The 23,226-nt window shown below is 50.6% G+C and carries 21 protein-coding genes; 20 read left to right on the top strand and 1 reads right to left on the bottom strand.

The window, feature by feature from the left end:
- A partial coding sequence (locus Q7K71_04050) for a hypothetical protein (protein MDO8675273.1) occupies positions 1–193 on the bottom strand: 193 nt, incomplete at its 3' end.
- Positions 194–265: 72 nt separating this feature from the next.
- Between Q7K71_04050 and Q7K71_04045 the strand changes: the two genes are divergently transcribed.
- The 20 genes from Q7K71_04045 to murA all read left to right on the top strand — a co-directional run bounded on the left by Q7K71_04045 (position 266) and on the right by murA (position 23,225).
- Positions 266–5,008 carry a nucleoside monophosphate kinase gene (locus tag Q7K71_04045; protein ID MDO8675272.1) on the top strand — a complete coding sequence of 1,581 codons (4,743 nt, stop codon included), beginning with the start codon at positions 266–268 and terminating at the stop codon, positions 5,006–5,008.
- Positions 5,009–5,080: 72 nt separating this feature from the next.
- Entirely contained in the window at positions 5,081–5,245 is a 165-nt protein-coding gene (locus tag Q7K71_04040; GenBank protein MDO8675271.1) for a hypothetical protein, read from the top strand.
- A 101-nt stretch (positions 5,246–5,346) separates the two neighbouring features.
- On the top strand, positions 5,347–5,610 hold the full coding sequence (locus Q7K71_04035; GenBank protein MDO8675270.1) for a hypothetical protein: 264 nt from the start codon (positions 5,347–5,349) through the stop codon (positions 5,608–5,610).
- Positions 5,582–6,250: a nucleotidyl transferase AbiEii/AbiGii toxin family protein gene (locus Q7K71_04030; GenBank protein ID MDO8675269.1), complete on the top strand. Its 669-nt coding sequence runs from the start codon at positions 5,582–5,584 to the stop codon at positions 6,248–6,250. Before Q7K71_04035 ends, Q7K71_04030 begins: the two co-directional genes overlap by 29 nt.
- Positions 6,251–6,273: 23 nt before the next feature.
- Positions 6,274–7,371, top strand: a complete 1,098-nt coding sequence (gene bioB, locus Q7K71_04025; GenBank protein MDO8675268.1) for a biotin synthase BioB — start codon at positions 6,274–6,276, stop codon at positions 7,369–7,371.
- Positions 7,372–7,439: 68 nt separating this feature from the next.
- Positions 7,440–9,269 (top strand): 2-oxoacid:acceptor oxidoreductase family protein, encoded by a 1,830-nt coding sequence (locus tag Q7K71_04020; protein MDO8675267.1) that lies wholly within the window; start codon positions 7,440–7,442, stop codon positions 9,267–9,269.
- Positions 9,245–10,132 (top strand): thiamine pyrophosphate-dependent enzyme, encoded by an 888-nt coding sequence (locus Q7K71_04015; GenBank protein ID MDO8675266.1) that lies wholly within the window; start codon positions 9,245–9,247, stop codon positions 10,130–10,132. The genes Q7K71_04020 and Q7K71_04015 overlap by 25 nt, the downstream gene beginning before the upstream one ends.
- On the top strand, positions 10,129–11,064 hold the full coding sequence (gene trxB, locus Q7K71_04010; GenBank protein MDO8675265.1) for a thioredoxin-disulfide reductase: 936 nt from the start codon (positions 10,129–10,131) through the stop codon (positions 11,062–11,064). Before Q7K71_04015 ends, trxB begins: the two co-directional genes overlap by 4 nt.
- On the top strand, positions 11,064–11,552 hold the full coding sequence (locus tag Q7K71_04005; protein MDO8675264.1) for a cyclodeaminase/cyclohydrolase family protein: 489 nt from the start codon (positions 11,064–11,066) through the stop codon (positions 11,550–11,552). Before trxB ends, Q7K71_04005 begins: the two co-directional genes overlap by 1 nt.
- Entirely contained in the window at positions 11,549–12,400 is an 852-nt protein-coding gene (locus Q7K71_04000) for a bifunctional 5,10-methylenetetrahydrofolate dehydrogenase/5,10-methenyltetrahydrofolate cyclohydrolase (protein MDO8675263.1), read from the top strand. The genes Q7K71_04005 and Q7K71_04000 overlap by 4 nt, the downstream gene beginning before the upstream one ends.
- 2 nt (positions 12,401–12,402) lie before the next feature.
- Positions 12,403–13,479 (top strand): FAD-dependent oxidoreductase, encoded by a 1,077-nt coding sequence (locus Q7K71_03995; GenBank protein ID MDO8675262.1) that lies wholly within the window; start codon positions 12,403–12,405, stop codon positions 13,477–13,479.
- Between the two features lie 11 nt (positions 13,480–13,490).
- On the top strand, positions 13,491–15,851 hold the full coding sequence (gene polA / locus Q7K71_03990) for a DNA polymerase I (protein MDO8675261.1): 2,361 nt from the start codon (positions 13,491–13,493) through the stop codon (positions 15,849–15,851).
- A complete protein-coding gene (locus tag Q7K71_03985; GenBank protein MDO8675260.1) occupies positions 15,848–17,230 on the top strand; it encodes a glycogen/starch synthase in 1,383 nt (460 codons plus the stop codon). Before polA ends, Q7K71_03985 begins: the two co-directional genes overlap by 4 nt.
- A complete protein-coding gene (gene coaE / locus Q7K71_03980; GenBank protein MDO8675259.1) occupies positions 17,218–17,814 on the top strand; it encodes a dephospho-CoA kinase in 597 nt (198 codons plus the stop codon). The genes Q7K71_03985 and coaE overlap by 13 nt, the downstream gene beginning before the upstream one ends.
- Before the next feature lie 83 nt (positions 17,815–17,897).
- The gene (gene rho, locus Q7K71_03975; GenBank protein MDO8675258.1) at positions 17,898–19,145 is read left to right on the top strand and encodes a transcription termination factor Rho; all 1,248 of its coding nucleotides are present in this window, start codon (positions 17,898–17,900) and stop codon (positions 19,143–19,145) included.
- A gap of 36 nt (positions 19,146–19,181) precedes the next feature.
- On the top strand, positions 19,182–19,385 hold the full coding sequence (gene rpmE / locus Q7K71_03970; GenBank protein MDO8675257.1) for a 50S ribosomal protein L31: 204 nt from the start codon (positions 19,182–19,184) through the stop codon (positions 19,383–19,385).
- A complete protein-coding gene (prfA, locus tag Q7K71_03965; GenBank protein MDO8675256.1) occupies positions 19,369–20,454 on the top strand; it encodes a peptide chain release factor 1 in 1,086 nt (361 codons plus the stop codon). The genes rpmE and prfA overlap by 17 nt, the downstream gene beginning before the upstream one ends.
- A gap of 121 nt (positions 20,455–20,575) precedes the next feature.
- Positions 20,576–21,169: an ORF6N domain-containing protein gene (locus tag Q7K71_03960; GenBank protein ID MDO8675255.1), complete on the top strand. Its 594-nt coding sequence runs from the start codon at positions 20,576–20,578 to the stop codon at positions 21,167–21,169.
- A 24-nt stretch (positions 21,170–21,193) separates the two neighbouring features.
- Entirely contained in the window at positions 21,194–21,985 is a 792-nt protein-coding gene (gene prmC / locus Q7K71_03955; GenBank protein MDO8675254.1) for a peptide chain release factor N(5)-glutamine methyltransferase, read from the top strand.
- Positions 21,966–23,225: a UDP-N-acetylglucosamine 1-carboxyvinyltransferase gene (gene murA, locus Q7K71_03950; GenBank protein ID MDO8675253.1), complete on the top strand. Its 1,260-nt coding sequence runs from the start codon at positions 21,966–21,968 to the stop codon at positions 23,223–23,225. Before prmC ends, murA begins: the two co-directional genes overlap by 20 nt.
- Position 23,226: the final 1 nt, after the last annotated feature.

Here is a 23,226-nt window from a genome sequence, read left to right as displayed (position 1 = left end):
AGGCAGTCAAATCGTCCGTGAAATAGTAATCCCAGCCCTGACCAAGGAAGTCAACGAGAACAAGAACTTCGCCCAACTCCGTCAGGTCTACAACTCCCTTATCCTTGCCACTTGGTACAAGAAGAAGATCAAGGACAGCATCCTCTCTCAGGTCTATGCGGATAAGAATAAGATCAAAGGAACGGAATATCATGACAGCGTCATTAACCCTATGCCTACCAGGGGACATGTTGCGCAAGCTCCCGCGTTAGCGGGAGACCGCAACGTGTCCCCAAGCACATTGCCAACCTCTCAAGCATTGAATGCGAAAGCACCCCAGGGAAACCCTTCTAACGACGTTGAAGCCATCTACCAGCAATACCTCAAGGCCTTCAAAAAAGGCGTCTACAACTACATCAAAGAAGAGCAGGACCCCATAACGCAACAAATCATTCCAAGGAAGTATTTTTCGGGCGGTATTAATGCCACAGATTTTGCCCAACTGGTTTTGCAAACAGTAACAACGATTGATGCAAAACAATTAAACACAGAGGATTTAATGAATGTGTCCGCAGATTTGGCCATGTCCGCGAACGCCGGCCTGGAACTCGTGCCGAATCCCGTAACAGACCGGGCGATGGCGGCCCATCCGAAAAATATTATGGATGGAAAGTTTTTCGCTAATTTTGAAGGGCCGGTCTATTATCCTGCCAGTGAACTGGATTTAAAAAGCATTGTTCCGTTGGCGAAATTGTTTCCGAAGCTTACGAAATTGGTGTATGTCGATTTTTTAGATCCGGATGAAATGAATTTAGCAACTTATTTTAAACCATGGGAAGATGACGGTCCAAACGCTTCTTCAGCATATCGTTATTATGGATCCAAAGACCTGCCATTGTTACAACGCCAAATGAAAAGAAAATTAGCTCAATTTCAATATCGTAAAGAGGCCATTATTGATCAAAGCAAAACTTCCGTGAAGATTGTTTCAGCTCCAAGTAAGGAACTGCGGCTTCAGATAGCCTTCGAGAAGAATATTAAGAGTGCACCTTGGATGAACGGCAGAGTTATAGAGATCAAATTCTTAATTCGTAATATTTTTGATTACAAGAGAATATTCGACGTAATTTATGTCAATTATCCAGGATATAGCGGTACGTTAGCCGATAATGAAAGATTCTGGGAAGCGATGCATAGACGAACTTCAGCGAGAGGGTATTTAGTAGAAACAAATGCACATAGCACTACAAATGAAATGGAGGCTGTTAAGGAAAGGTATTTTGTTAGATCAGCTAAGACATCCTTCAAAGAGCTCTATCTCTATAGCTCGAGTAAAATAACCATATGGCGGCCGTTACCAGGCGCAAAAGGGGACAACGCCCAATTAAGCCAAGACCGGGCGATGACGGCAAAGGGAGTTAAAAAGTTCGTTAACAAATTTCCAATGGATGTCGGAAGTTTGTTACGGGAAGTGATCCGTGATCTTGATTCGAAGCGTGCTCCGGGTATTGTAGGTCTGGTTGACGTGGGTGACGAGGTCAATCAGGTTGTAAGGGTTGGGACCATAAAAGATACTCCATTATATGAGAAAAACGGAGAAGGATCTCGGGGACGTTACGAATCTAGAAAACTGAAAAGTGTTTTTAGGGAGCTGTTGATCAATGCTTATGACGCATCGCCCTCGCATTCAAATCCAATTAAGGTTCAAATTTCATTGTCTGGAAAGAATATAAATATTTCTATTGAGAATAAGGGGCGGATTGATTTCACAGAATTACGACAAAGATTGTTCAATGCAGGGGAACGCTGGAGTTTGTATAGAGATACAAAGACAGGTGAACTGGCTGTCAGTCGTCCTGGGCCGCTAAAAGTGTCTTTAGAAGACCATTCAACCTATGGTAGGATTGATTTTGAGAGAATTGATTGGAGATCAAAAGAAAAGATCAATGAAATAATTGATGGATTTGTTAGTAAATTTGGAATACAGGGATTGTTGTTTATTCGTGGACTAAGTACGAAATATAGGTCCATTGATGATTCATTTGATGAAGATGAAATGGTCAGTGGGGCTGGATTGGGTTTATGGGATGCTAGATTGAACGCCCGCAGTCTTTTCGGGGGAGATGTTCTTTTTGAGAATTCTCAAGCAGGAAGCGTTAGGACGCTTGTTAATTTACATATGGCGGATGAGGCGATGGCGGCGGACGCCGGCCACGCGCCTGCGCCGGATCCCGAAACAGACCACGCGATGATAGCGCAAGCGCAGGGTAACATCGACCTGACGACCTTGCCTATCGGCGGTTTTAACGTATTGAACATACCCGCGGTCAGCCAGGCCATTGAACGTGGCCGCACAGATAAGAAAATATTGGCACAGCTTGAAAAATTGAGAAGTTCATTCGTATATGACAAATATGCTTCGAAGCTTCGTGAATGGGGTCAACAGATGGAATTAAAGGGAGATGTTGTCTATTGTCCTTTCGGAGGTTTTGATCCTGCCACACCGTTGACCATGGTCGGAGGATCGACGGACATTGTTTCAATGGGAAGGGAAGGTTTTGGAACGTGGGAGGACATCAAAGAATTATTCGCACAACCGATAAACATTGTCAGGGCAGAATTGACTTCTCTGCGTTATGATTCTCCTTCGGACTGGGATCAACTTAAAGATCAGACGGGCATCAGCGGCATGGGTCCCTTGGCCATCGCACGGATCATGGCATTTTTGCATGGGAAGATCAGGCAAATTTCCTATTTTGACCTCGACCAAGAAGGGAACATCAATTTTCTTAATGAACAACACGTTAGCAGTATCACGGATGGGGCGAAAACAAATGCCGTGGTGGAGTTTGAAGTTGCCGATGAGAAGACAGGAAAGCCGGTATTAAAACGCTTTTGGTATATTCAAAGGGATGTGTACTCGGGACAGGTATTGGCCCCCTATATTGAAGGATTTTCAGTCGACAACTGGAAGGATTTAAAGACGGCCCTTCAACAAGAGAAATTGATAGATCAAAACAGTGTGATCTTGGAAAAAATGTTGACCCTGGGCGATCAAGTCCCTCAAGGATTGTCAAAAATATTGCCTGCCCAAGATGCCCGTGCCTTGGTCCGGTTTTTAAAAGAAAGACGGGAATCATTTGACGCGTATAAAAAATTTATTTCCCGCCTGTCTTTTCAAACGTTATTTATCAAGGGCGCCTACGATATGTGGGATGTTCCTGCGCGTACCGAAACTCGTCAAGAAGAGTTGGAACAAAAAATATTGGTCAGGAGTGTTACCCTTACTTCTGCCAAGAACAATAAGGCACGCGTTGTTTCAGACAGAAAGCTAGGTGGATGGGATAGTCCTGCGTCGCATGACATATGGAACATTCCACCGCATGAATATGCGCTGGTGGTAAGGGACGAAGCCTTTGGATACAGCCAAGTATATGATTCTATTTACTACGGCGAGGCCGAGCGGCTTAGAGGTGAAAATGATTTTGCCATGGCCACCACCCCGCGTCAAGACCGGGCGATGGGGGCGGATACCAATCAGAATCCTGCACCGGACCACGAAACAGATCAAGTGATCGCGGCTGGGGCCAAGATTATTGACGGGCGAGAGTTTTTTGCCGCAGCTGAGCCTAAGAAAAAAGAGGAAATTTTGGGTCGTTTGGTTGAACTGAACAGGCTCATAGCTCCTTATGATGAGAAAGATCAAGAACTTGTTGATACAGACCGTCAGCAATTCCAGCATCAACTTAATAGTAAGGGACACAGGTTTATGTTTGCGATAGACAGCAGTGGTCAGATACTAGGTTTTGCAGAGGCGGAGAGAATTCCAAAGAAACCTAGAAAAGCGATGCTTGTGGCCATTGCCGTTGATAGACAATATCAAAATAAACCAAACTTAAGGATGGGCACCTGGCTCATGAAACATATCATCGCCGGACTTCATAAAGAAGGCGTACAACAGATGACATGGACAGCTTTTACTGAGGACGCAATCAAATTTTATATGAAGACTTTTAGACCTTATTTTAATAAATATCATAATGAGGTATATTTTGGTAATTTTTGGATCGATATTTCTAAATTATATAAATTGCGGCCAGATTTTGATCTTTCCCGAGGTCATACAGAGAAAAGGGACAACGCCCAATTAGCCGAAAAACATGGACAGGGAGACCAGGCCATGGCCCCGGACGCCGGCCTGGCGTCTGCGCCGAAGCCCGAAACAGACCGGGCGATGGCGGTAGGGGCTCCGGTAGTCTTGTTGATGGGTATACCTGCTTCTGGTAAGGGTATGGTAGGTCTTACGTTGTTTAATAAATTAGGAATTCCTCATATTTCTTTAGGAGAACTATTGTCAGGCCTTGAGAAGGATCAGCGTCAAGGATCTAAAAGGTTGCTTGAGGTTTTAAAAGCAAATCCATCACTTTACGCGAAGGGATTTATTTTAGATCTAAGTCCAATATCTCTTGAAAGACATAAAGGGCTGGAAAAAGTTTTAGAGGAAGAAGGATTTTATATAAAAGGGGTAATTAACGTTAATATTGAAAATGAAACAGCAAGAAAAAGATTTATCGATAGAGGGTATCGGCCGGGAGAGGGCAAAGAAAAAGATTTAGGTGAGAGGTTTGATGAGAGACTTGTAGAGCGTGAGGATGTTAGAACATCACTTGTTCAATCATATAGGGAACGAAAGGATATTAGGGTTTTTGATTTGGATAATAGCGGAACCCCTAATGATTTAGAAACAAAGATTAATGGGATGGTGGAAGAATTCAAGAAATTTTTAAAAGACTCTGACATTGACAATGCTCAATTAGGCGATGATAAGGCCACGGTTAGTAATACAGGCGGTATCGACCTAACCCCCGCCAATTTATATTTGCAAACTAGTAATTCCGGAGGGCAAATTAAGTTTCACATCGACCCCGCCATCCTTCAGCAATTGCAAAACGCCTCGGGCTTTGTGCCGGTCATCATCAACATCCAGCCCCTCAACAACCTGCCCGAATTCCTGGGGATCGTGAATTAAATTATCAAGAGCAGCATATTTGATGATATAATTTAAATATGCAAGTTTCAAGAATGCATGAGGTGACTAATTATGAAGAAAAGATTTGATGCTGTTAAAATGGCGCGGGACATCCGTGACAAATTGCAGCGTAAAACCAAGAATATGTCTCGTAAGGAACTAACTGAGTTTTATCGACAAGCGGCTGTTAGGGTTAATCAGCGTCATGGTGAAACTTTAAAAGAATTGGCTAAGTAGACTTATATGAACAGGTCTTTTTATATTGATCTGGCCCGGTAAAACTTGACGAATTAAAGAAAACCGCGCAAACCGATCATCCGCTGTGATATAATTCCTTTATGGTGCTTAAAAAATTAAAACAAAGTTTATTTTGGTTCTTGAAACGGGACGCGCAGTTCGACCTTGATTGCCCGTCAACGCGGCAGATCTATGTGCAACAGGTACTTTCGCGCGGCCATGAGGCGGACATTCGCGGGCTCCTCAAAGACATCGGCGTTGACGGCATACGCCAGGTATTTGACGATCTCAAGCGGTATATTCCCGCTGAAGTGAGAATGTTTTGGGAGGATTTCTTTGCAGATCATCACACCGTTTCAAAATAATATTTTAAAGAAAATCGGTGGCCTTAAAGATGCCGGACCTTTTTGTTTTACGGGCGGCACTGCGCTGTCATTATTTTATTTAAAGCACCGTAGAAGCGAAGATCTGGATTTTTTTACGGACAAAGAAAATTTTATCATGCCTTTTGGCCGTTTGTTGGAGAAGGACTTGAAGTCAGATGGATACGGGGTTGCCATACACCGGGAATTTAAGTCTTTTGCGGAATTAAAAGTTTCCTTGCCCGGCGATGAGGTCGTCATTCACCTGGCACTGGATGCTCCTTTTTATCTTCAACCGTGGTGTCAATTTTCCGATTATCCGGGTCTTCATGTGCATAGCCTAACAGACATTGCCGCTAATAAATTGCTGGCCCTCTTCGGCCGCGCGGCGTTGAGGGATTTTATTGACGTTTATTATTTGATCAAAATGGGGAAATTCTCCAAGGCCCAGATGGTCGATTATGCCAAACAAAAAGACCCTGGGTTTGATCTGTATTGGCTGGGGGTAGCGTTTGAACGTTTGAAATTATATCAGCAGAAAGATTATGATTTATCGTTGGTTTTTGATCCTTTAAAAGCAGAAGAATTGCTGTCATTTTTCAATCAGTGGCGAAAAGAAATTGCCTCTTCGCTCTCGGGATAGATGCTCTTAAGAGAAATCAGCTTATGAACAGGTCTTTTTATATTGATCTAGCCCGGCAAAGCATGGCTGGCGAAGAATTGAGCGACGCCTTATGCGGCCGCATTTTGGGGGACGAAGCCCTTGAAATTTTGCCTCTTTTAGATGCCGCGTATGAGGTGCGCAAGACCTTTCGCGGCAAAGAGGTGGTCGTCCATATCATCAACAATGCCCAGAACGGCCATTGCCCCGAGGATTGTCACTATTGCGCCCAAGCCAAAACATCCAAGGCGGACATCGAGGAATACGGCCTTAAATCCGACGAGGAAATGCTGGAAGAAGCCCGTCAGGCCTATTCCAAAGGCGCCTACCGTTATTGCATGGTTTTCGCCGGACGCGGGGCTTCGCCGTCAAGGGTCCAGCGCCTGACAAAGCTTATCACCAGCATCAAATCGGAATTTCCAAATAAAGAAATTTGTGTGTCCACCGGTTTTGTGACGCCCGAGGCCGCGGTTTCCTTAAAACAGGCGGGTTTAGACCGGCTCAATCATAATCTCAACACTTCTGAATCGCATTATCCAAACATTTGCACGACGCACACCTTTGCCGACCGGATCAACACCCTTTTGGCCGCGCGCCAGGCAGGCATAGAATTGTGTTCCGGCATGATCGTGGGCATGGGCGAGGAGCATAAGGACATCATTGAAGTGGCCAAACGCCTGCGGACGCTTAAGGCCGCGTCCATTCCGGTCAATCTTTTGGTCCCCATCGAGGGCAATTTGTTGTCCGAACCCAAAAATTTGACCCCGCAATTCGTCTTGCGCGTTTTGTGCCTGTTCAGGTTTTTGAATCCCAAAGCGGAAATCCGCGTCGCCGCCGGACGGGAAGGGCATTTGCGCAGCATGGAAGTCATGGCCTTATATCCGGCCAATTCTTTATTCTTGCAGGGGTATTTGAATTCCAAAGGGGCATCCAATGGCCGTACTTTGCGCATGATCAAGGATGCCGGTTTTGAGATCAAATCGGACCTGGCTATTGACGATTTGATCAAAAATGATAAAATCAAAAATGATGATTTTGGCGGGGATGACGCCAAAGTCGTTATCAAGGGATTAAAGGATCTAAGACCCGCATTAAAGGCCTAGGTTTTTGCTTTTCTCCTTGTCAAACCCGTTGGTAATGTTATATATAAGGATAATAATAAGAGGTTGATATGTCGGTGGAGAAACGTTCGGTCACACGCTTTGAGCTTTTAATGGATGCCGGTTTCGGCGCGCAGAAAGCCGGGGACATCCTTTTGCAGGCCTTTGTGGGCATGGGCAAATACGTCTACGTTGAGCCCATGATCCCGGCCGAGATCAGCCCTCCGGCCAGGACCCGCCCGGCGCTCTCCGGCGTCATCATCCGCCTGGCGGATTTTGACATCACCAATATCGGCAATGACACCGATTTCATTCTGGCTTCCCATGAGATGGTCCTTGATACGCGTCTCGACGATAAGGAATACAATTCCAATTGCCGCATCCTTTTGGACATGGGCGACCGCGAGGCCAACCCCGACTCTTATGAGATGGTGCTCAAACGCTGCACCAGAGAGGGCTTGAGCGTCATTCCTTTTGATGTGGATGAGCCCTCCCAGACCATTGTCAAGGAATTGGGCGGCAAGGGCCAGAACCTGTATTATTTAGGGATGTTGAGTTATGTCTACAACATGGACGAGGAGATCGTCAAACGGGAGATCCAAAAGACATTCGGTAAGAAACTCAACGAAGAGATCTACGCCAAAAATATCACCCTTTTCCATAACGGTTATCAACTGGCCAAGGAAAAGGTTTTTTTCACTTATCAGGTCGAGAGCATCCCGCGGCAGGAGGAGAAGATCCTCATTGACGGCAATACCGCCTTGAGCATGGGTATCATTGACGCGGGGATCAAATTTTTTTCCGGTTACCCTATCACGCCCGCTTCCTCCATCATGCATACGCTGGCCAAAATGTTCCCGTCTTACGGCGGCATGGTGCATCAGGCCGAAGATGAGATCGCGGCCATCGGCACGGCCATCGGTTCGTATTACGGCGGTGTTCCGGCGGTCACGTGCACGTCCGGTCCGGGCCTGTCGCTCAAGCAGGAATTCATCGGTTATGCCCAGGTGGCGGAGATCCCCATTATTGTGATCGATGCCCAGCGTTCCGGCCCCTCAACGGGCATGCCGACCAAAACCGAACAATCGGACCTGCCGGCGGTGATCTTCGGCAGTCACGGCGATTACACAAAGATCGTCATCAGCGTTGCCAATGTCATTGATTGTTTTTACGCTCCGCACATGGCCCGGTATCTGGCTGAAAAGTTACGCTTGCCGGTTTTTATCATGAGCGATTTTCAGACGGCCAACAGTTATAAGGTCATCACCAAGCCCAAGGTCGTTGAGATGGACAATGTCGAAGATATCCCCGATTTTATTTTGGACCGTTTTCACATCAACCGTTTGCCTAAAGAGATTGAGATGGTGCACCTCTCACAGTCCGTGCCCGGCACCGAGGGCGGCATGCGCAGGGTCACGGGTCTGAATACGGACGCCAAGGGCCATGTGGATTATTTTTCCGGCACCAATCAGCGTTCGCATCGCATCCGCAATGAAAAGGTCCATCACGTGCGCCGGGCTTTGGTCAAACCGGAGATGTTCGGGCCCGATTCCGGCGATCTTCTGGTGGTGGGCTGGGGTTCCGCCCGCGGCGCCATCGAGGAGGCCATGTCCCTGTGCAAAAAGGAGGGGATCAAGGTGGCCGGCATGCACATGCGCATCGTTTATCCGTTGCCGCTTATTCTCAAAGATATTTTTGCAAAATATAAGAAGATCGTGACCGTGGAGGTCGCTTACGGCGACGCGCTCAAGCCCTCGCCGCTGGCGATGCTGCTGCGTTGTGAAACACTTTTTGACGTTCAACCGATGATCGCCGAGGCCACCGGCCGTCCCATACGCCCGAAGATCATTGTTAATAGAGTCAAGGAGACGCTTTTATGTCAGTTGTCCTTAAAGACCTGAATACCGAAAATCCGCGCTGGTGCGTTGGCTGCGGGGATTTCGGCATCATCATGGGGTTGAAGCGTTTTATCGTTGAGCGCCAGCTGCAGCCGGCTCACACGGTCAATGTGTCTGGCATCGGCTGTTCCGGCCGCGCCCCGAATTATTTTAATACCTATGGCGTGCACGCGATCCACGGCCGTCCCATCACCGTGGCTCTGGGGCTGGCCCTGACCCGTCCGGACCTGAATCTGTTCGTGCATGCCGGTGACGGGGATGCTTTGAGCATCGGCGGCAATCATCTCATACATGGGATCAACAAGAACTTCAAATGCGTGTTTCTGCTCTACGACAATGAACTTTACGCCCTGACCAAGAACCAGACGTCCCCGACGACGCGCAAAGACCATGTCACCAACACCCAGCCGCAGGGAAGTTACTTACAGCCGATCGATCCTTTGACCGTGGCTTTGGGCTTGGGGGCATCATTCGTCGCGAGCACCGCGGACTGGATCCCGGACCATTTGACCGCCACGATGAAGGCGGCGTTCGACCATCCGGGCTTTGCGTTCGTGCACATTTCCCAGCGCTGTCCGCATTTTGACCCGGCCAATTTTGACCACAAGACATCAACGTGGTTTTCTTTTTTAAAGCATGACAAGGGCATCGCCCCGGACAAGCGCATCGCGCCCAAGACCGAAGTCGTTGAACATGACCCGTCGGACCTGGTTGCGGCGTTCAAATTCGCTGCCGCCGAACGCCGCTATTTCGGTTTGTTCTACCAAAACACGGCCAAGCCCCGTTATGACCAGATCCTGCGCGATCTGGTGGCCAAGGCCGAACAGAAACCCCGCTCCAAAATATTGGACCATTATCTCATCTGATGGAAGACCTCATTATCGTTGGTTCGGGCCCCGCGGGACACACAGCCGCGATCTACGCGGCAAGGGCCGCTCTCAAGCCCTTGATGTTTGAAGGTCTGCTCGCCGGAGGCGTTGCGGCCGGGGGGCAGTTGACCATCACCACCGACGTTGAAAATTATCCCGGTTTCAAGGCCATTGCGGGCCCCAAGCTTATGGATCTGATGCGCGAGCAAAGTTTGCATTGCGGCACACGCATCCTGACCGAAACCGTGGACCGCGTGGACCTTTCCCAACGGCCTTTCAAGGTCTTTGTGGGCGCTGCCGTTCATGAGACCAGGGCGCTCATCATTTCCACCGGCGCCGCGGCCAAGCGCATGAATTTGCCCGGGGAACAACGGCTGTGGCAAAAGGGGATCTCCGCCTGCGCGGTTTGCGACGGGGCTTTGCCGGTTTTTCGTAACAAGGTCCTGGCTGTCATCGGGGGCGGGGATTCGGCTGTCGAAGAAAGCACCTATTTGACCAAGTTCGCTTCCCAGGTCCTGATGATCGTGCGCCGCGATGTTTTGCGCGCCGCCAAGGTGATGCAGGAACGCGTCAAAAATAACCCCAAGATCAAGGTCCTTTTTAATACCCTTCCTGTTGAAATTTTAGGGGACAAGGTGGTCACGGGCCTTAAGGTCAAAAATTCAACCACGGGCGCCGAGTCGGTGTTATCCATCGGCGGTCTTTTTTACGCCATCGGCCACGCGCCCAATACGTCTTTTTTACAGGGCCAGGTGGTTGTGGACGAAGCCGGCTACATTCAAACACAGCCCGGCACGACACGCACGAGCGTGGAGGGCGTCTTTGCCTGCGGCGACGTGCAGGACAAGGTGTACCGTCAGGCCGTCACCTCTGCTGGCACAGGATGCATGGCCGCCCTGGACGCTGAGCGTTTTTTGTCAGGACATTAATGCCGAATTTTAGCCGAAAAACCATTGCCCGATACTTGGATGACCTGGCCGGCCGCGAGCCCGTCCCCGGCGGCGGTTCCGCGGCTGCTTTGTCCGCGGCTTTGGGTACCGCGCTCATTTCCATGGTCACGCGTTATTCCATCGGCAGGAAAGGCAAACCCAGGATCTTAGACCGACAGATGACAAAGGTTTTGGCACAAAGCGAGGCCCTGCGCCGTCGGCTTTTGGTTTTGGCCAGCGAAGATGCCAAGGCCTATCTGGCGGTCGTGGCCGCCCGCGTGGGGAGCGCCAAAGCCAAACAGCGCGCCGCTCTTAAAGCCGCGGCTGTTCCCAAAGAGGTGCGTCAGTTATGTTACAAAGCCATCCGACTGACCCCTTTTCTGACAGCCAAAGGCAACCCGTATCTTTTGAGCGATGTTGAGGTGGCGGTGGAATTGTTGATGGCGGGGTTCAATGCCGCGTCCGCCATGGTGAGGGTCAACGCATGAGCGCTAAAATCCTTGATGGAAAGATACTCGCGGTCCGGATCAAGGAACAATTGATCAAGGACATCGCGGCCCTTAAGTCCGGCACGGGAAAAGTTCCGCGTTTTGTGAGTATCAGCGTCGGGGAAGACCCGGCAGGCGCATCCTACGCGCTTTCTCAGGAGCGCACTGCCAGGGAGCTGGGCATTGCCTATGAACGTAAGGTATTTTCCGCGTCAGTCACAGAATCTGAAGTTCTTGCCGATATCCGCGCCTTTAACGCAGACCCCTTGACGCACGCGATCATTGTCAATAAACCGCTGCCTGCCCATTTGGATTTAAACACGTTGATTGAGGTTATCTATCCTGATAAGGACGCGGAAGGTTTGAATTCCTATAATCAAGGTCGTATTTTTTCAGGGACAGCGTTTTTAATTCCCTGCACGCCAGCTGCGGTGATGGCGCATATCAAATCCACGGCGATCGATCTCAAAGGCAAGGAGGCTGTTGTTCTTGGTCGTAGTGAGATCATAGGTAAACCAATAGCGATGTTACTTTTAAAAGAAAACGCGACGGTCACCATTTGTCATTCCAAGACAAAGAATTTGCCGGAGCATGTTCAAAGAGCGGATATCGTGGTGGCTGCCATCGGCAAACCATTGTTTGTCAAAGGCGATTGGATCAAGCCCGGGGCCATTGTCATTGATGTCGGGACCAACCGGATTGATGGAAAAATTGTTGGGGATGTGGACTTTGAGTCCGCCAAAGAAAAAGCCGGTTACATCACGCCCGCGCGCGGTGGGGTGGGGCCGGTGACGTCAGTGATGCTTATGAAAAATGTTTTTTGGATGTTCAACGCGCAGGTGAAGTGAGGATGTCCAATATTGTCATTATCGGTAACGGAATTCCCGCCATCAGCGCGATCGAGACAATCCGCGCCGAAGATCAAGGATCGCCCATCACGCTGTTGTGTCCCGAAGGTATTTTACCGTATGATCGTACGCTGCTCGCCGCTCATTTGGCCAAAGAGGTCAAAGAGCAGGGCCTTCATCCCAAACACGCATCGTTTTTTAAAGAGCATGGGGTGGATATCGTCCTCAATGAACAATTGTCCCGCGTGAGCACCAAACGCAAATACGTGGGCGCGGAAAGCAAACGGCAATTTCCTTATGACCGTCTTTTGGTCACTGATCTGGGCGCTGTGCATGGACCGGACATTAAGGGCCGCGGCAAAGAGGGTATTTTTGACTGCGCGCATTACAAGTCCATGGAGGCCTTGGCTAAGCACATCCCGTTCATTGACAATGCTGTTGTGTGCGTCAGCAATTTTTTGGGATTGAACACGGCCTGCGCCTTGAAGATGTTGGGCAAGGAAGTCAGTGTTGTCAGCCCCGCCGTGGGCGGTGGGATCCTGCCGGATGTTTTTGACGAAGAGACCACTATGCTTTTAAAGCAGATCCTTGAGGGTAAGGGCTTGAAGGTCATGGCGGGAAATGCCGTGGAAGAAATTTTAGGCGATGGTGAGGTCAAAGCGGTGCGTTTGAAATCCGGCAAGGTGATCGCGGCGCAAGCCGTCATTTTTGATGACCTCAAAGCTGATACAAGGGTTTTTAGCGACGGCATGCCTGATGGCGTGGACATGGCCGCTGTTGATCAACCGTCGACAGGTGTCCGTGATTTCGGCCTTAAGGTCATCAACGGCACCTGCGCCGGTGTGGTGCGCCGGGCCCCCCAAGGCGGGCGGGAATACATGCAATTTGACGGCCCGGATAATGTTTATAAGAAAATTTTCATCCAGGACGGACACATTGTTGGTTTTGTTCTTTTTAACGCTGCTTTTGCCAAAGAAAAACTGCTCCGTGACCTTTTAGAGGGCAAAGAAGTGGCCCAAACCCAGGAACAGTTGTTCAGCGAATACTTCTCCGCCGTAGGCGGATCAGCCTCCGGCTGACAAATCTTTCCATGTCCAATGCGCGCATATTTCTGGTGGATGGCCACGGCCTCTGTTACAGGGCTTTTTACGCGGTCAAAAACCTGTCCAACTCCAAAGGCCAGCCCACCAACGCGGTGTTCGGCTTTTGCAATATCCTGCGCAAACTTCTCAACGATCTGAAACCGGACCATCTGGCGGTTTGTTTTGATACGGGCAAGAAAACGCATCGCCAAACCAAGTTTGCCGACTATAAGGTCCAACGGCCGTCCATGCCCGACGAACTGATCAGCCAGATGGACATCATCCGCCGTGTGGTCGCGGCCTATAACATCCCTATGTTTGAAATGGAAGGGTATGAAGCGGACGATATGATGGCCACTCTTGCCGCGCGTTTTTCCGGAAAAGACAAGGACGTTGTCATCGTCACCGACGACAAAGACATGGGCCAATTGGTCGGGGACCACATCAAACTCTACAGCGCCCGCCAACAGCAGATGATCAGCGCGCAAGATGTGGAAAGCAAATTCGGCGTCACCCCTGGTCAGATCGTGGACTTTATCGCCCTGGCCGGCGACGTTTCCGATAATATTCCCGGTGTCCATGGCATCGGCGAGGTTTCGGCCCGTAAATTGTTAAGTACATATGGGTCTTTGAAGAACATTTACACCCGTCTCGACAAGGTCACTCCGGTCAAATTGCGGGAAAAATTGGAAGCAGGTCGCGAACACGCTTTTTTAAGCCAGGAATTGGCGACCCTGCACACTGACCTGCCCGTGCATGTTTCTCTGGAAGATCTCAAACGCAAAGATCCGGACAGCAAAGCGTTGTTTGACATCTACACCGAATTGGAATTCCGTAAATTCGCCAAGGAAATTTCCGGCGAAGGGGCCGAGGATCCCGTTGCCGAAGATCTCAAGGACTACGTGCATGGACATGAGGGAAAAAAAGACATCCACATCGTTTATGACCTCAAAGCCCTGCGCAAAAGCGGCCGGCTCACGGATGAGGCCTTCAAGGGGGATGTGTTTGACGTGCATTTGGCGGATTATTTATTATCCGGCGGCCAGGGCAAATACAATATGCCTTCTTTGAGGTCCAGCGAAGAGGGACTGCGCGAATTATATACCCTGCAGAAAGCCATGCTCAAAGAACAAGAGGTGGAGGTCCTTTTTTACGATATTGAAATGCCTTTGGCCGATGTTTTGGCCCGCATGGAGAAAAACGGCGTGCGGCTGGACAAGGCGGTGCTGGAGGAACTTTCAAAAGAGTGCGCCGTCAAGATCAAAGAGGCGGAGGATTCGCTGTTTGAGATCGCGGGCACGACGTTTAACCTCAATTCACCCAAACAATTGAGCGAAGTCCTGTTTGAGCGCCTCAAACTCCCCGTCATCAAGAAAACGAAAACCGGTTTTTCCACCGACGAGGAGGTCCTGACCCGTTTGGCCGCCAAGCATCCTTTGCCGGCCCTGATCCTGGAATACCGTCAGGTGGCCAAATTAAAGTCCACCTATATTGATGCCTTGCCGCAGCTTGTTGACCCGGCGGACGGGCGTCTGCACGCGTCTTTTAACCAGACCGGCGCCGAGACCGGGCGTTTGAGTTCCAATAATCCCAATCTGCAGAACATCCCCATCCGCACGGACTTAGGCAGGCGGATCCGCAAGGCCTTTGTGCCTTATGCCAAAGGCCACGTGCTTTTGTCCGCGGATTATTCGCAGATCGAACTGCGCGTCCTGGCTCATTTGTGCGGCGACGTGAATTTAAAGAAGGCATTTGCCGAGGGCGCGGACATTCACCGTTACACGGCCAGCCTGATCTTTGATACGCCGGAGTCAAAGGTGGACGACAACATGCGCACCACGGCCAAGCGGATCAATTTCGGGATCATTTATGGCATGAGTTCTTTCGGTTTGGCCAAGGACTTGGGCGTTTCCATCAAGGAAGCCCAGGATTTCATTGACCGGTATTTTTTGCGCTACCCCAAGGTGCGCGTATTCATGGATGATGAGATCGTCAAGGCCAGGGAACAGGGATATGTCACCACCTTGCTTTGCCGCCGTCGTTATTTGCCGGAAATTCATAATGCCAATATGGGTTTGCGCCAGTTCGCCGAGCGCCAGGCCATCAATACGCCGGTGCAGGGCACGGCCGCCGATCTCATCAAACTGGCCATGGTCAACATTGACCGGCTGATGACCGAAAAGAAAATGTCCTCAACCATGATCCTGACCGTGCACGACGAACTTGTCTTTGACGTGCCGCAAAAAGAGATCGGCCCTATGGCTTCGCTGGTGCGTACCGAGATGGAAGGGGTCATCAAACTTTCTGTCCCCGTCAAAGCCACCGTCAAAACCGGACCAAACTGGCTGGAGATGACAACGCTATCATGAAAATCGTTTTTTGCGCATCAGAAGTGGTCCCATTCGCCAAGACCGGCGGGCTTGCCGACGTGTGCGGGGCCTTGCCGTTGGCTTTGGAAGGATTGGGCCATGAGATCGTTATCATCACGCCCCGGTATAAAACGTCCAAAGGCATCCCTTCGCCCGTGGTGCGCATCGGTAAAAATATCCGCGTTTATTTTGTTGAACACAACCGTTATTTCCAACGGGACGGCCTCTACGGCGACTATGGCGGCGACTACAATGACAATCTTGAGCGGTTCGCCTTTTTCTGCCACGAGGCCTTGGCCATCCTCAAGCGTATCAAATTCAAACCGGACATCATCCATTGCCATGACTGGCATACGGCGCTCATCCCGGTTTTGCTGAAGACCAAATTCCAAAGCGACCCTTTCTTCAAGAACACCCGGTCGGTTCTGACCATCCACAATCTGGCGTATCAGGGCGTTTTTCCCAAACAGCAATACGCCAAACTGGGGGTGGAGGGGCATTTGTTCCACATGCAGGGCCTGGAATTTTATGACCAGATCAATGTCCTGAAAGGCGGCATCATTTTCAGCGACGCGGTCACCACCGTCAGCCCTCAATACGCCAGGGAGATCCAGGGTGAGGAATTGGGCTGCAGCCTTGACGGGGTCTTGCGCAACCGTGGCCGCGATGTCACCGGTATCCTCAACGGCCTGGACTATGAGGCCTGGAACCCCAAGGACGACCCGTTTTTGGATTTTCCTTATTCCTCCCAGGACCCGCAGGAAAAATTTCTTAACAAGATGGTGGTCCGCGCCATGATGAATTTGTCTTCCCCAGACAGTCGCGCGCCGCTGTTCGGTTTTGTGGGGCGGCTCTGCCATCAAAAAGGCGTGGACCTCATTGCGGGGGTTGTGGACGATATCGTGCGTTTGGGCGGGCAGATCGTGTTGACCGGTGTCGGGGAGCGAAAATACCACCGGATGCTGGAAGAATGCGCGGGCCGTCATTCCAAAAATATGGGGATCTTTCTCAAATTTGATGAGAATGTTGCCCATAAGATCTACGCGGGCTGTGATTTTTTCCTGATGCCATCGGCGTTCGAGCCCTGCGGCCTGGGCCAGATGATCGCCCTGCGTTATGGCTCCATCCCCGTTGTGCACCACACCGGCGGTTTGGCCGACACCATCAAACTCTACGACCCCATCCATCAAAGCGGCAACGGGTTCGTTTTTACCAAATACGACAAGCCGTCGTTCGTCAAGGCGCTGGCAGAGGCGGTCAAAACCTACCGCGATCAAAAGCAGATGGATTTTTTGACCGATCAGGCCTTCCGCCACCGTTTTTCCTGGGAGAGATCGGCGCGCGAATACTTAAGGGTGTACCAGAAATGCTTATCGTAGGCGTCACAGGCGGTTTAGGCACGGGCAAAACCACGGTCGCGGCCATGTTCAAGCGCCATGGCGCCGGGATCATTGACGCGGATGCCATCACCCGCGGCCTTTTGGGCCCCAAAGGAAAATGCATTAAAAGAGTGGCAAAAATTTTTCCAGATGCTATACTGAAGTTAATATTAAACCGCCAGGCACTTGCCAGCATTGTTTTTCAAAATTCTCACACATTAAAAAAACTCACCGATATCGTTTTTCCGCCAGCGTTGAAGGAAGTTCAAAGGCAGATCTCCCTATATAGAAACAAACCTCTGATCGTTCTTGATGTCCCGCTCTTATTTGAATCCGGATGGGAAAAAATCGTTGATATCACTGTTGTGGTGAAGGCGTCCCGTTGCCAGCAATTCGAACGGTGCAGATTGTCCGGGGCTGATATCACACGGCGCCTGCGCCTGCAAATGCCCTTGAGCGAAAAGGTCCGGCGAGCGGACATCGTCATAGATAATCGCGGCACCATTGGTGAAACCCGCCAGCAAGTGGATGCCGTTGTTGATAGATTGCTTCAAAGGAAAAAACAAAACAGGAGAACGGAATGACCAAGACGGAAACAAAACCGGACAAAGAAGACCTTAAAAACGAGAACGGCGACTATAAACCGGCCAACCCCGCGGGGAAGACCGTGCATATAGAAGAACTCAAAGAGATGAAAATGGTCGAGTTGACCAAGATCGCCCACGACATGGACATTCAGGGCGCCGGCGGCCTTAAAAAGCAGGACCTGATGTTCAAGATCCTTCAGGCCCAGGCGGAAAAAGAAGGCCTCATGTTCGGGGAGGGGACCCTGGAGATCCTCACCGAGGGATTTGGTTTCTTGAGAAGCGCCGAATACAACTATCTGCCCTGTCCGGATGATATTTACGTATCGCCTTCGCAGATCCGCCGTTTTGACCTAAAGACCGGGGACACGGTTTCCGGCCAGATCCGTCCGCCCAAGGAAGGGGAAAAGTATTTCGCCCTTTTGAAGGTTGAGGCGGTCAATTTTGAGAATCCCGAAAAGAGCAAGGACAAGATCTTCTTTGATAACCTGACGCCTTTGTATCCCAAGACGCACCTGAAACTGGAGATCGACCAGAAGGAGGTCTCCACCCGCATCATGGACCTTTTGACGCCCATCGGCAAGGGCCAGCGCGCTTTGATCGTGGCCCCTCCGTATAGCGGTAAAACGGTGCTCATGCAGAAGATCGCCAATTCCATCGTCACCAACCATCCGGAAGTGGTGCTCATCGTTCTTTTGATCGACGAGCGTCCGGAAGAGGTCACGGACATGCAGCGCAGTGTCAAGGGCGAGGTCATTGCCTCCACCTTTGACGAGCCCGCGGAACGCCACGTGCAGATCGCGGAGATCGTCATTGAAAAGGCCAAACGTCTGGTTGAGCACAAACGCGACGTGGTCATCCTGCTGGATAGCATCACGCGTCTGGCCCGTGCCTATAACACCGTGGTCCCGCACAGCGGAAAGATCCTCTCCGGCGGTGTGGACTCCAACGCTTTGCACAAGCCCAAGCGGTTTTTCGGCGCCGCGCGCAATATTGAGGAAGGCGGTTCCCTGACCATCATCGCCACGTCCCTGGTGGACACCGGAAGCCGCATGGATGAAGTCATCTTTGAAGAGTTCAAAGGCACCGGCAACATGGAATTACAGCTGGATCGCAATCTGTTCCAGCGGCGCATTTACCCGGCCATTGACATCAAGCGTTCCAACACCCGCCACGAAGAATTGCTGGTCTCGGAAAGCGACCTTCAGCGCGTCTGGCTTTTGCGCAAGGCCTTCAATGACCTGAATTCCGCGGAGGCCATGGAGCTTTTGATCGACAAGATCTCCAAATTCAAGACCAACGCGGAGTTCTTGCAAAACATGAATAAATAAGGTAATATACCGCCCTTATTGAAAGGAAACCCTGATATGAAAGCCAATATCCATCCCGCGTATGACCAGGCCATCATCACCTGCGCCTGCGGCAGTGTCATCCATACGCGCGCGACCAAAAAAAGCATCCGCGTGGAGATCTGCTCCCAGTGCCATCCGTTCTTTACGGGGGCCAAGAAGTTCGTGGATACGGCCGGCCGCATTGAGCGTTTCAACAAGCGTTATGCTAAAAACAAATGAGTTGGCCCGGCTCAAAAAAAGCGAAGAGCGTTTTGTTGAGCTGGAAAAACTGCTGGCTGACGCGGACATTGCCGCCGACCAGGGCCGGTATGGAAAACTCGCCAAAGAATTTTCCGGTCTAACATCCCTCGTTGAGCCGTACCGTTCCTATCAAAAGACCGCGGACCAGATCCGCGAACTGCAGGACCTCCTCAAAAGCAAACACGACGCTGAATTTGAGCAAATGGCCAGGTCTGAACTGGTTGACCTGGGCTCGCGTTTGGCTGTTTGGGAAAAGAAACTTTCCGACGCTTTAGACCCCCGCAAGAATGAACAGGACAAGGACATCATCATTGAGATCCGCGCCGGCACCGGAGGCCTGGAGGCCAGTTTATTTGCCGCGGACCTTTACCGCATGTACAGCAAATACGCGGACCTCAAAGGGTGGCGTCTGGAATTGATCGAGTTTGATGAGACGGAGGCCGGCGGGGTCAAGGAAGTCATTTTTTCTTTAAGCGGCAAGGGTTGTTCCAAGCGCCTGAAGTGGGAAAGCGGAACGCATCGCGTCCAGCGCGTGCCCACCACCGAGGCCTCGGGCCGTATCCATACCTCGGCAGTCACCGTGGCCATTCTCTTTGAGCCCGAAGAGATCGACCTGGTCGTTGACGCCAAGGACCTTAAGATCGACGTGTACCGTTCTTCCGGTCCGGGCGGGCAAAGCGTCAATACCACGGATTCGGCCGTGCGCATCACGCATTTGCCCACCAATACGGTGGTCGTGTGCCAGGATGAGCGTTCGCAGTTAAAGAACAGGGCCAAGGCCATGCGCATTTTGCGCGCGCGCATTCTGGACAAGAAGAAACAGGACGCGTTCGCCAAAGAAGCCGCTCTGCGCAAGTCGCAGGTCGGTTCCGGCGACCGCAGTGAAAAGATCCGCACCTATAATTTCCCCGACCGGCGCATCACCGACCACCGCATCGGGTTCACCACGCATCAATTGGAATCCGTGCTGGAAGGGAATCTGGACGAATTGACCGACGCCCTCATGGCCGCGGAACGCGAAGTCCTCGAAAAAGCCCAGGCCGCGTAACCTGTATTAATTATTTTTTGACAATTATTCTGTCTTTTGTTAAATTGTTTCTATCCGCATCGTCCCCGCGATGTTTACATAAATTCCCCGAGAATCTAACTTTCTATTCAAAGGGGGATTTATGTCCGCAAAACCAAACACATCAAACGTCTTAACTCACAATTTCATCGCACAAAAGATCTATTTGATCCGCGGTCAGAAGGTGATGATTGACCACGATTTGGCCATGCTTTATGAGGTAAATACAAAGCAATTGAATCAACAGGTCAAACGTAATAGGGACAGATTTCCTGAAGATTTTATGTTTCAATTAACACGGGAGGAAGCCGACGCTTTAAGGTCACAAAATGTGACCTTAAACGAACCCGATTCAAGGTCACAAATTGTGACCTTGAAACAGGGTCAGAATATTAAGTATTCACCGTATGTTTTTACAGAACAGGGAGTGGCGATGTTGTCCAGTGTGTTAAAAAGCAAGCGGGCGGTGCTGGTCAATATTGCCATAATGCGTGCTTTTGTCAAATTACGCGAGATCATGGCTACTCATAAGGAGCTTAGACAAAAGATTGAAGAAATGGAGAAGAAATATGATGGGCAATTTGGGGACGTTTTTGAGGCCATCAAAAGATTGATGACCTATCCGAATGAAGGATATAAGAAGACCAAAATAGGATTTATCGTTACTCCTGAGAATAAGAATCTTGCTATCACATAATGTGATACCTGCTATAATTTCGGCATGTCTGAAGATGAGATTATTCTTACTCATATCCTGGATTGCCGCCGTATTGACCTGCACCTGAACAAGCCGGTTTTGACTTCCCAACAACAGCAGCAATTCGATGAATATGTGACACGTCGCAAGGCGGGCGAACCTCTACAATACATTTTGGGCTCTTGCAATTTTTTCGGTCTGGAATTCAAGGTCAACCCTGCGGTTTTGGTTCCGCGGCCGGAGACAGAAATTCTGGTCGAAGAGGCCTTGCGGCGGTTCAAGGGTTCCAGCATCTTGGATATCGGTACAGGTTCCGGTAATATTGCCGTGACCCTGACCAAACATATTCCGCAGGCGCGGGTCACGGCGATAGATATTTCCAATGATGCGTTGGCTATTGCGCACGAAAATGCTGTCGCGCACGGCGTGGCGGACCGCATTGATTTTGTGCGGGCGGATATGAATGAATATTTATCCGTAGGGGCGTATGGCCATACGCCCGTACAATTTGATATGGTCGTTTCCAACCCGCCCTACATTCCTTCCAGACAAATCGCTTCTTTACCCGCGGACGTGCAAAAAGAGCCCCGATTGGCCTTGGACGGGGGAGAAGACGGTTTAAAATTTTGTCAAATGCTTATAAAATCCAGTCCCCCCTTGCTAAGAAAGGGCGGTTGCCTTATGATGGAGTTCGGCGACGGACAGGGTTTTGCCCTGCGCGCGCTATGTGAACAAACCCGGGCCTTTTCCCATATTGAAATTTTGCATGATTTAAACGGAAAAGAGAGGATTTTGCATGGAAAAATTCGTCATTGAAGGCGGCAGATCATTAAAAGGGGAGATCAGGGTCAGCGGTTCAAAAAACGCGACCCTACCGATCCTGGCCGCCACCATTTTGACGGACCAGCCTTGCATGATCCGCAACGTGCCGAAATTGCGCGACACGACCACGATGTGCAGATTATTGCGCACGTTGGGCAAGACGGTTGAGGTCAGCGGCGATCAGGTGAGCATCAGCGGTTCTGCGAACAAGCATGTCGCTGATTATAAATTGGTCTCCACCATGCGCGGGTCATTTTGCGTGCTGGGCCCCTTGCTTGGGAAATTGGGCAAGGCCCAGGTCTCTTTGCCCGGCGGATGCATCATCGGTGTCCGGCCGGTGGACCTGCATATGAAAGGCGTTATCGCCCTGGGCGCCAAGGTGGAAATGGAAGGCGGTTACGTGATCGTCCGCGCGCCGAAATTAAAAGGCGCGCAGGTGTATCTGGGTGGAGTGTTCGGCTCGTCGGTGCTGGCGACCGCCAACGTGATGATGGCGGCTGTCCTGGCGCAGGGGGAAACCATCATCGAGTCCGCGGCCTGCGAGCCGGAGGTTGAGGACCTAGGCAATTTTTTAAGCGCCATGGGCGCCAGGATCCACGGGCATGGCACGCCGCACATTGTCATCAACGGGGTGCGCCAACTCAACGGCGCGGCCTTTAAAATGTCGTCCGACCGCATTGAGGCAGGGACGTTTTTGATCCTGGCCGCGGCCCTTAAAAGTGATATTTTGATCAAGAATGCTAACTACGATCATTTGCTTGCTTTGGTGGATAAATTGCAATATGTCGGGGCAGACGTTGTGCGCGTGGGAAATGATATTCGCGTCAAATGCCGCAGGAAACTGCGGCCGGCCAGCGTCACCACCTATCCGCATCCGGGTTTTCCGACAGACCTGCAGGCCCAGTACATGGCGCTGATGGCCATCACTCCCGGGGTGAGCGTTATTACAGATAAGGTTTTTCCCGACCGGTTCATGCACATCGCGGAATTGCTTCGTATGGGCGCGCAGATACGCCGCGAGGGAGGCAGCGCCATCATTGAGGGCGTCAAGCAATTGTATGGGGCTCCGGTCATGGCGTCCGACTTGCGCGCCTCTGCCGCGCTGGTGATCGCGGGGCTGGCCGCCAAAGGCAAGACCGAAATTCACCGCATTTACCATCTTGACCGCGGTTATGAGGGTTTGGATCAGAAATTGATCGCCATCGGCGCGAAGGTATCGAGAGAAAAAGAATAAT

The organism is Candidatus Omnitrophota bacterium (genome assembly GCA_030650275.1).
Lineage (GTDB): Bacteria > Omnitrophota > Gorgyraeia > Zapsychrales > Fredricksoniimonadaceae > JACPXN01.
This window is presented reverse-complemented; position numbering and strand designations above follow the sequence as displayed.

Excerpts from the sequence above, each read along its gene's own strand:
- Q7K71_04040 (MDO8675271.1), top strand. The coding sequence starts at position 5,081 with ATGAAGAAAAGATTTGATGCTGTTAAAATGGCGCGGGACATCCGTGAC.
- Q7K71_04035 (MDO8675270.1), top strand. The coding sequence starts at position 5,347 with ATGGTGCTTAAAAAATTAAAACAAAGTTTATTTTGGTTCTTGAAACGG.
- bioB (MDO8675268.1), top strand. The coding sequence starts at position 6,274 with ATGAACAGGTCTTTTTATATTGATCTAGCCCGGCAAAGCATGGCTGGC.
- Q7K71_04020 (MDO8675267.1), top strand. The coding sequence starts at position 7,440 with ATGTCGGTGGAGAAACGTTCGGTCACACGCTTTGAGCTTTTAATGGAT.
- Q7K71_04015 (MDO8675266.1), top strand. The coding sequence starts at position 9,245 with ATGTCAGTTGTCCTTAAAGACCTGAATACCGAAAATCCGCGCTGGTGC.
- Q7K71_04005 (MDO8675264.1), top strand. The coding sequence starts at position 11,064 with ATGCCGAATTTTAGCCGAAAAACCATTGCCCGATACTTGGATGACCTG.
- Q7K71_04000 (MDO8675263.1), top strand. The coding sequence starts at position 11,549 with ATGAGCGCTAAAATCCTTGATGGAAAGATACTCGCGGTCCGGATCAAG.
- Q7K71_03995 (MDO8675262.1), top strand. The coding sequence starts at position 12,403 with ATGTCCAATATTGTCATTATCGGTAACGGAATTCCCGCCATCAGCGCG.
- polA (MDO8675261.1), top strand. The coding sequence starts at position 13,491 with ATGTCCAATGCGCGCATATTTCTGGTGGATGGCCACGGCCTCTGTTAC.
- Q7K71_03985 (MDO8675260.1), top strand. The coding sequence starts at position 15,848 with ATGAAAATCGTTTTTTGCGCATCAGAAGTGGTCCCATTCGCCAAGACC.
- coaE (MDO8675259.1), top strand. The coding sequence starts at position 17,218 with ATGCTTATCGTAGGCGTCACAGGCGGTTTAGGCACGGGCAAAACCACG.
- rpmE (MDO8675257.1), top strand. The coding sequence starts at position 19,182 with ATGAAAGCCAATATCCATCCCGCGTATGACCAGGCCATCATCACCTGC.
- prfA (MDO8675256.1), top strand. The coding sequence starts at position 19,369 with ATGCTAAAAACAAATGAGTTGGCCCGGCTCAAAAAAAGCGAAGAGCGT.
- Q7K71_03960 (MDO8675255.1), top strand. The coding sequence starts at position 20,576 with ATGTCCGCAAAACCAAACACATCAAACGTCTTAACTCACAATTTCATC.
- prmC (MDO8675254.1), top strand. The coding sequence starts at position 21,194 with ATGTCTGAAGATGAGATTATTCTTACTCATATCCTGGATTGCCGCCGT.
- murA (MDO8675253.1), top strand. The coding sequence starts at position 21,966 with ATGGAAAAATTCGTCATTGAAGGCGGCAGATCATTAAAAGGGGAGATC.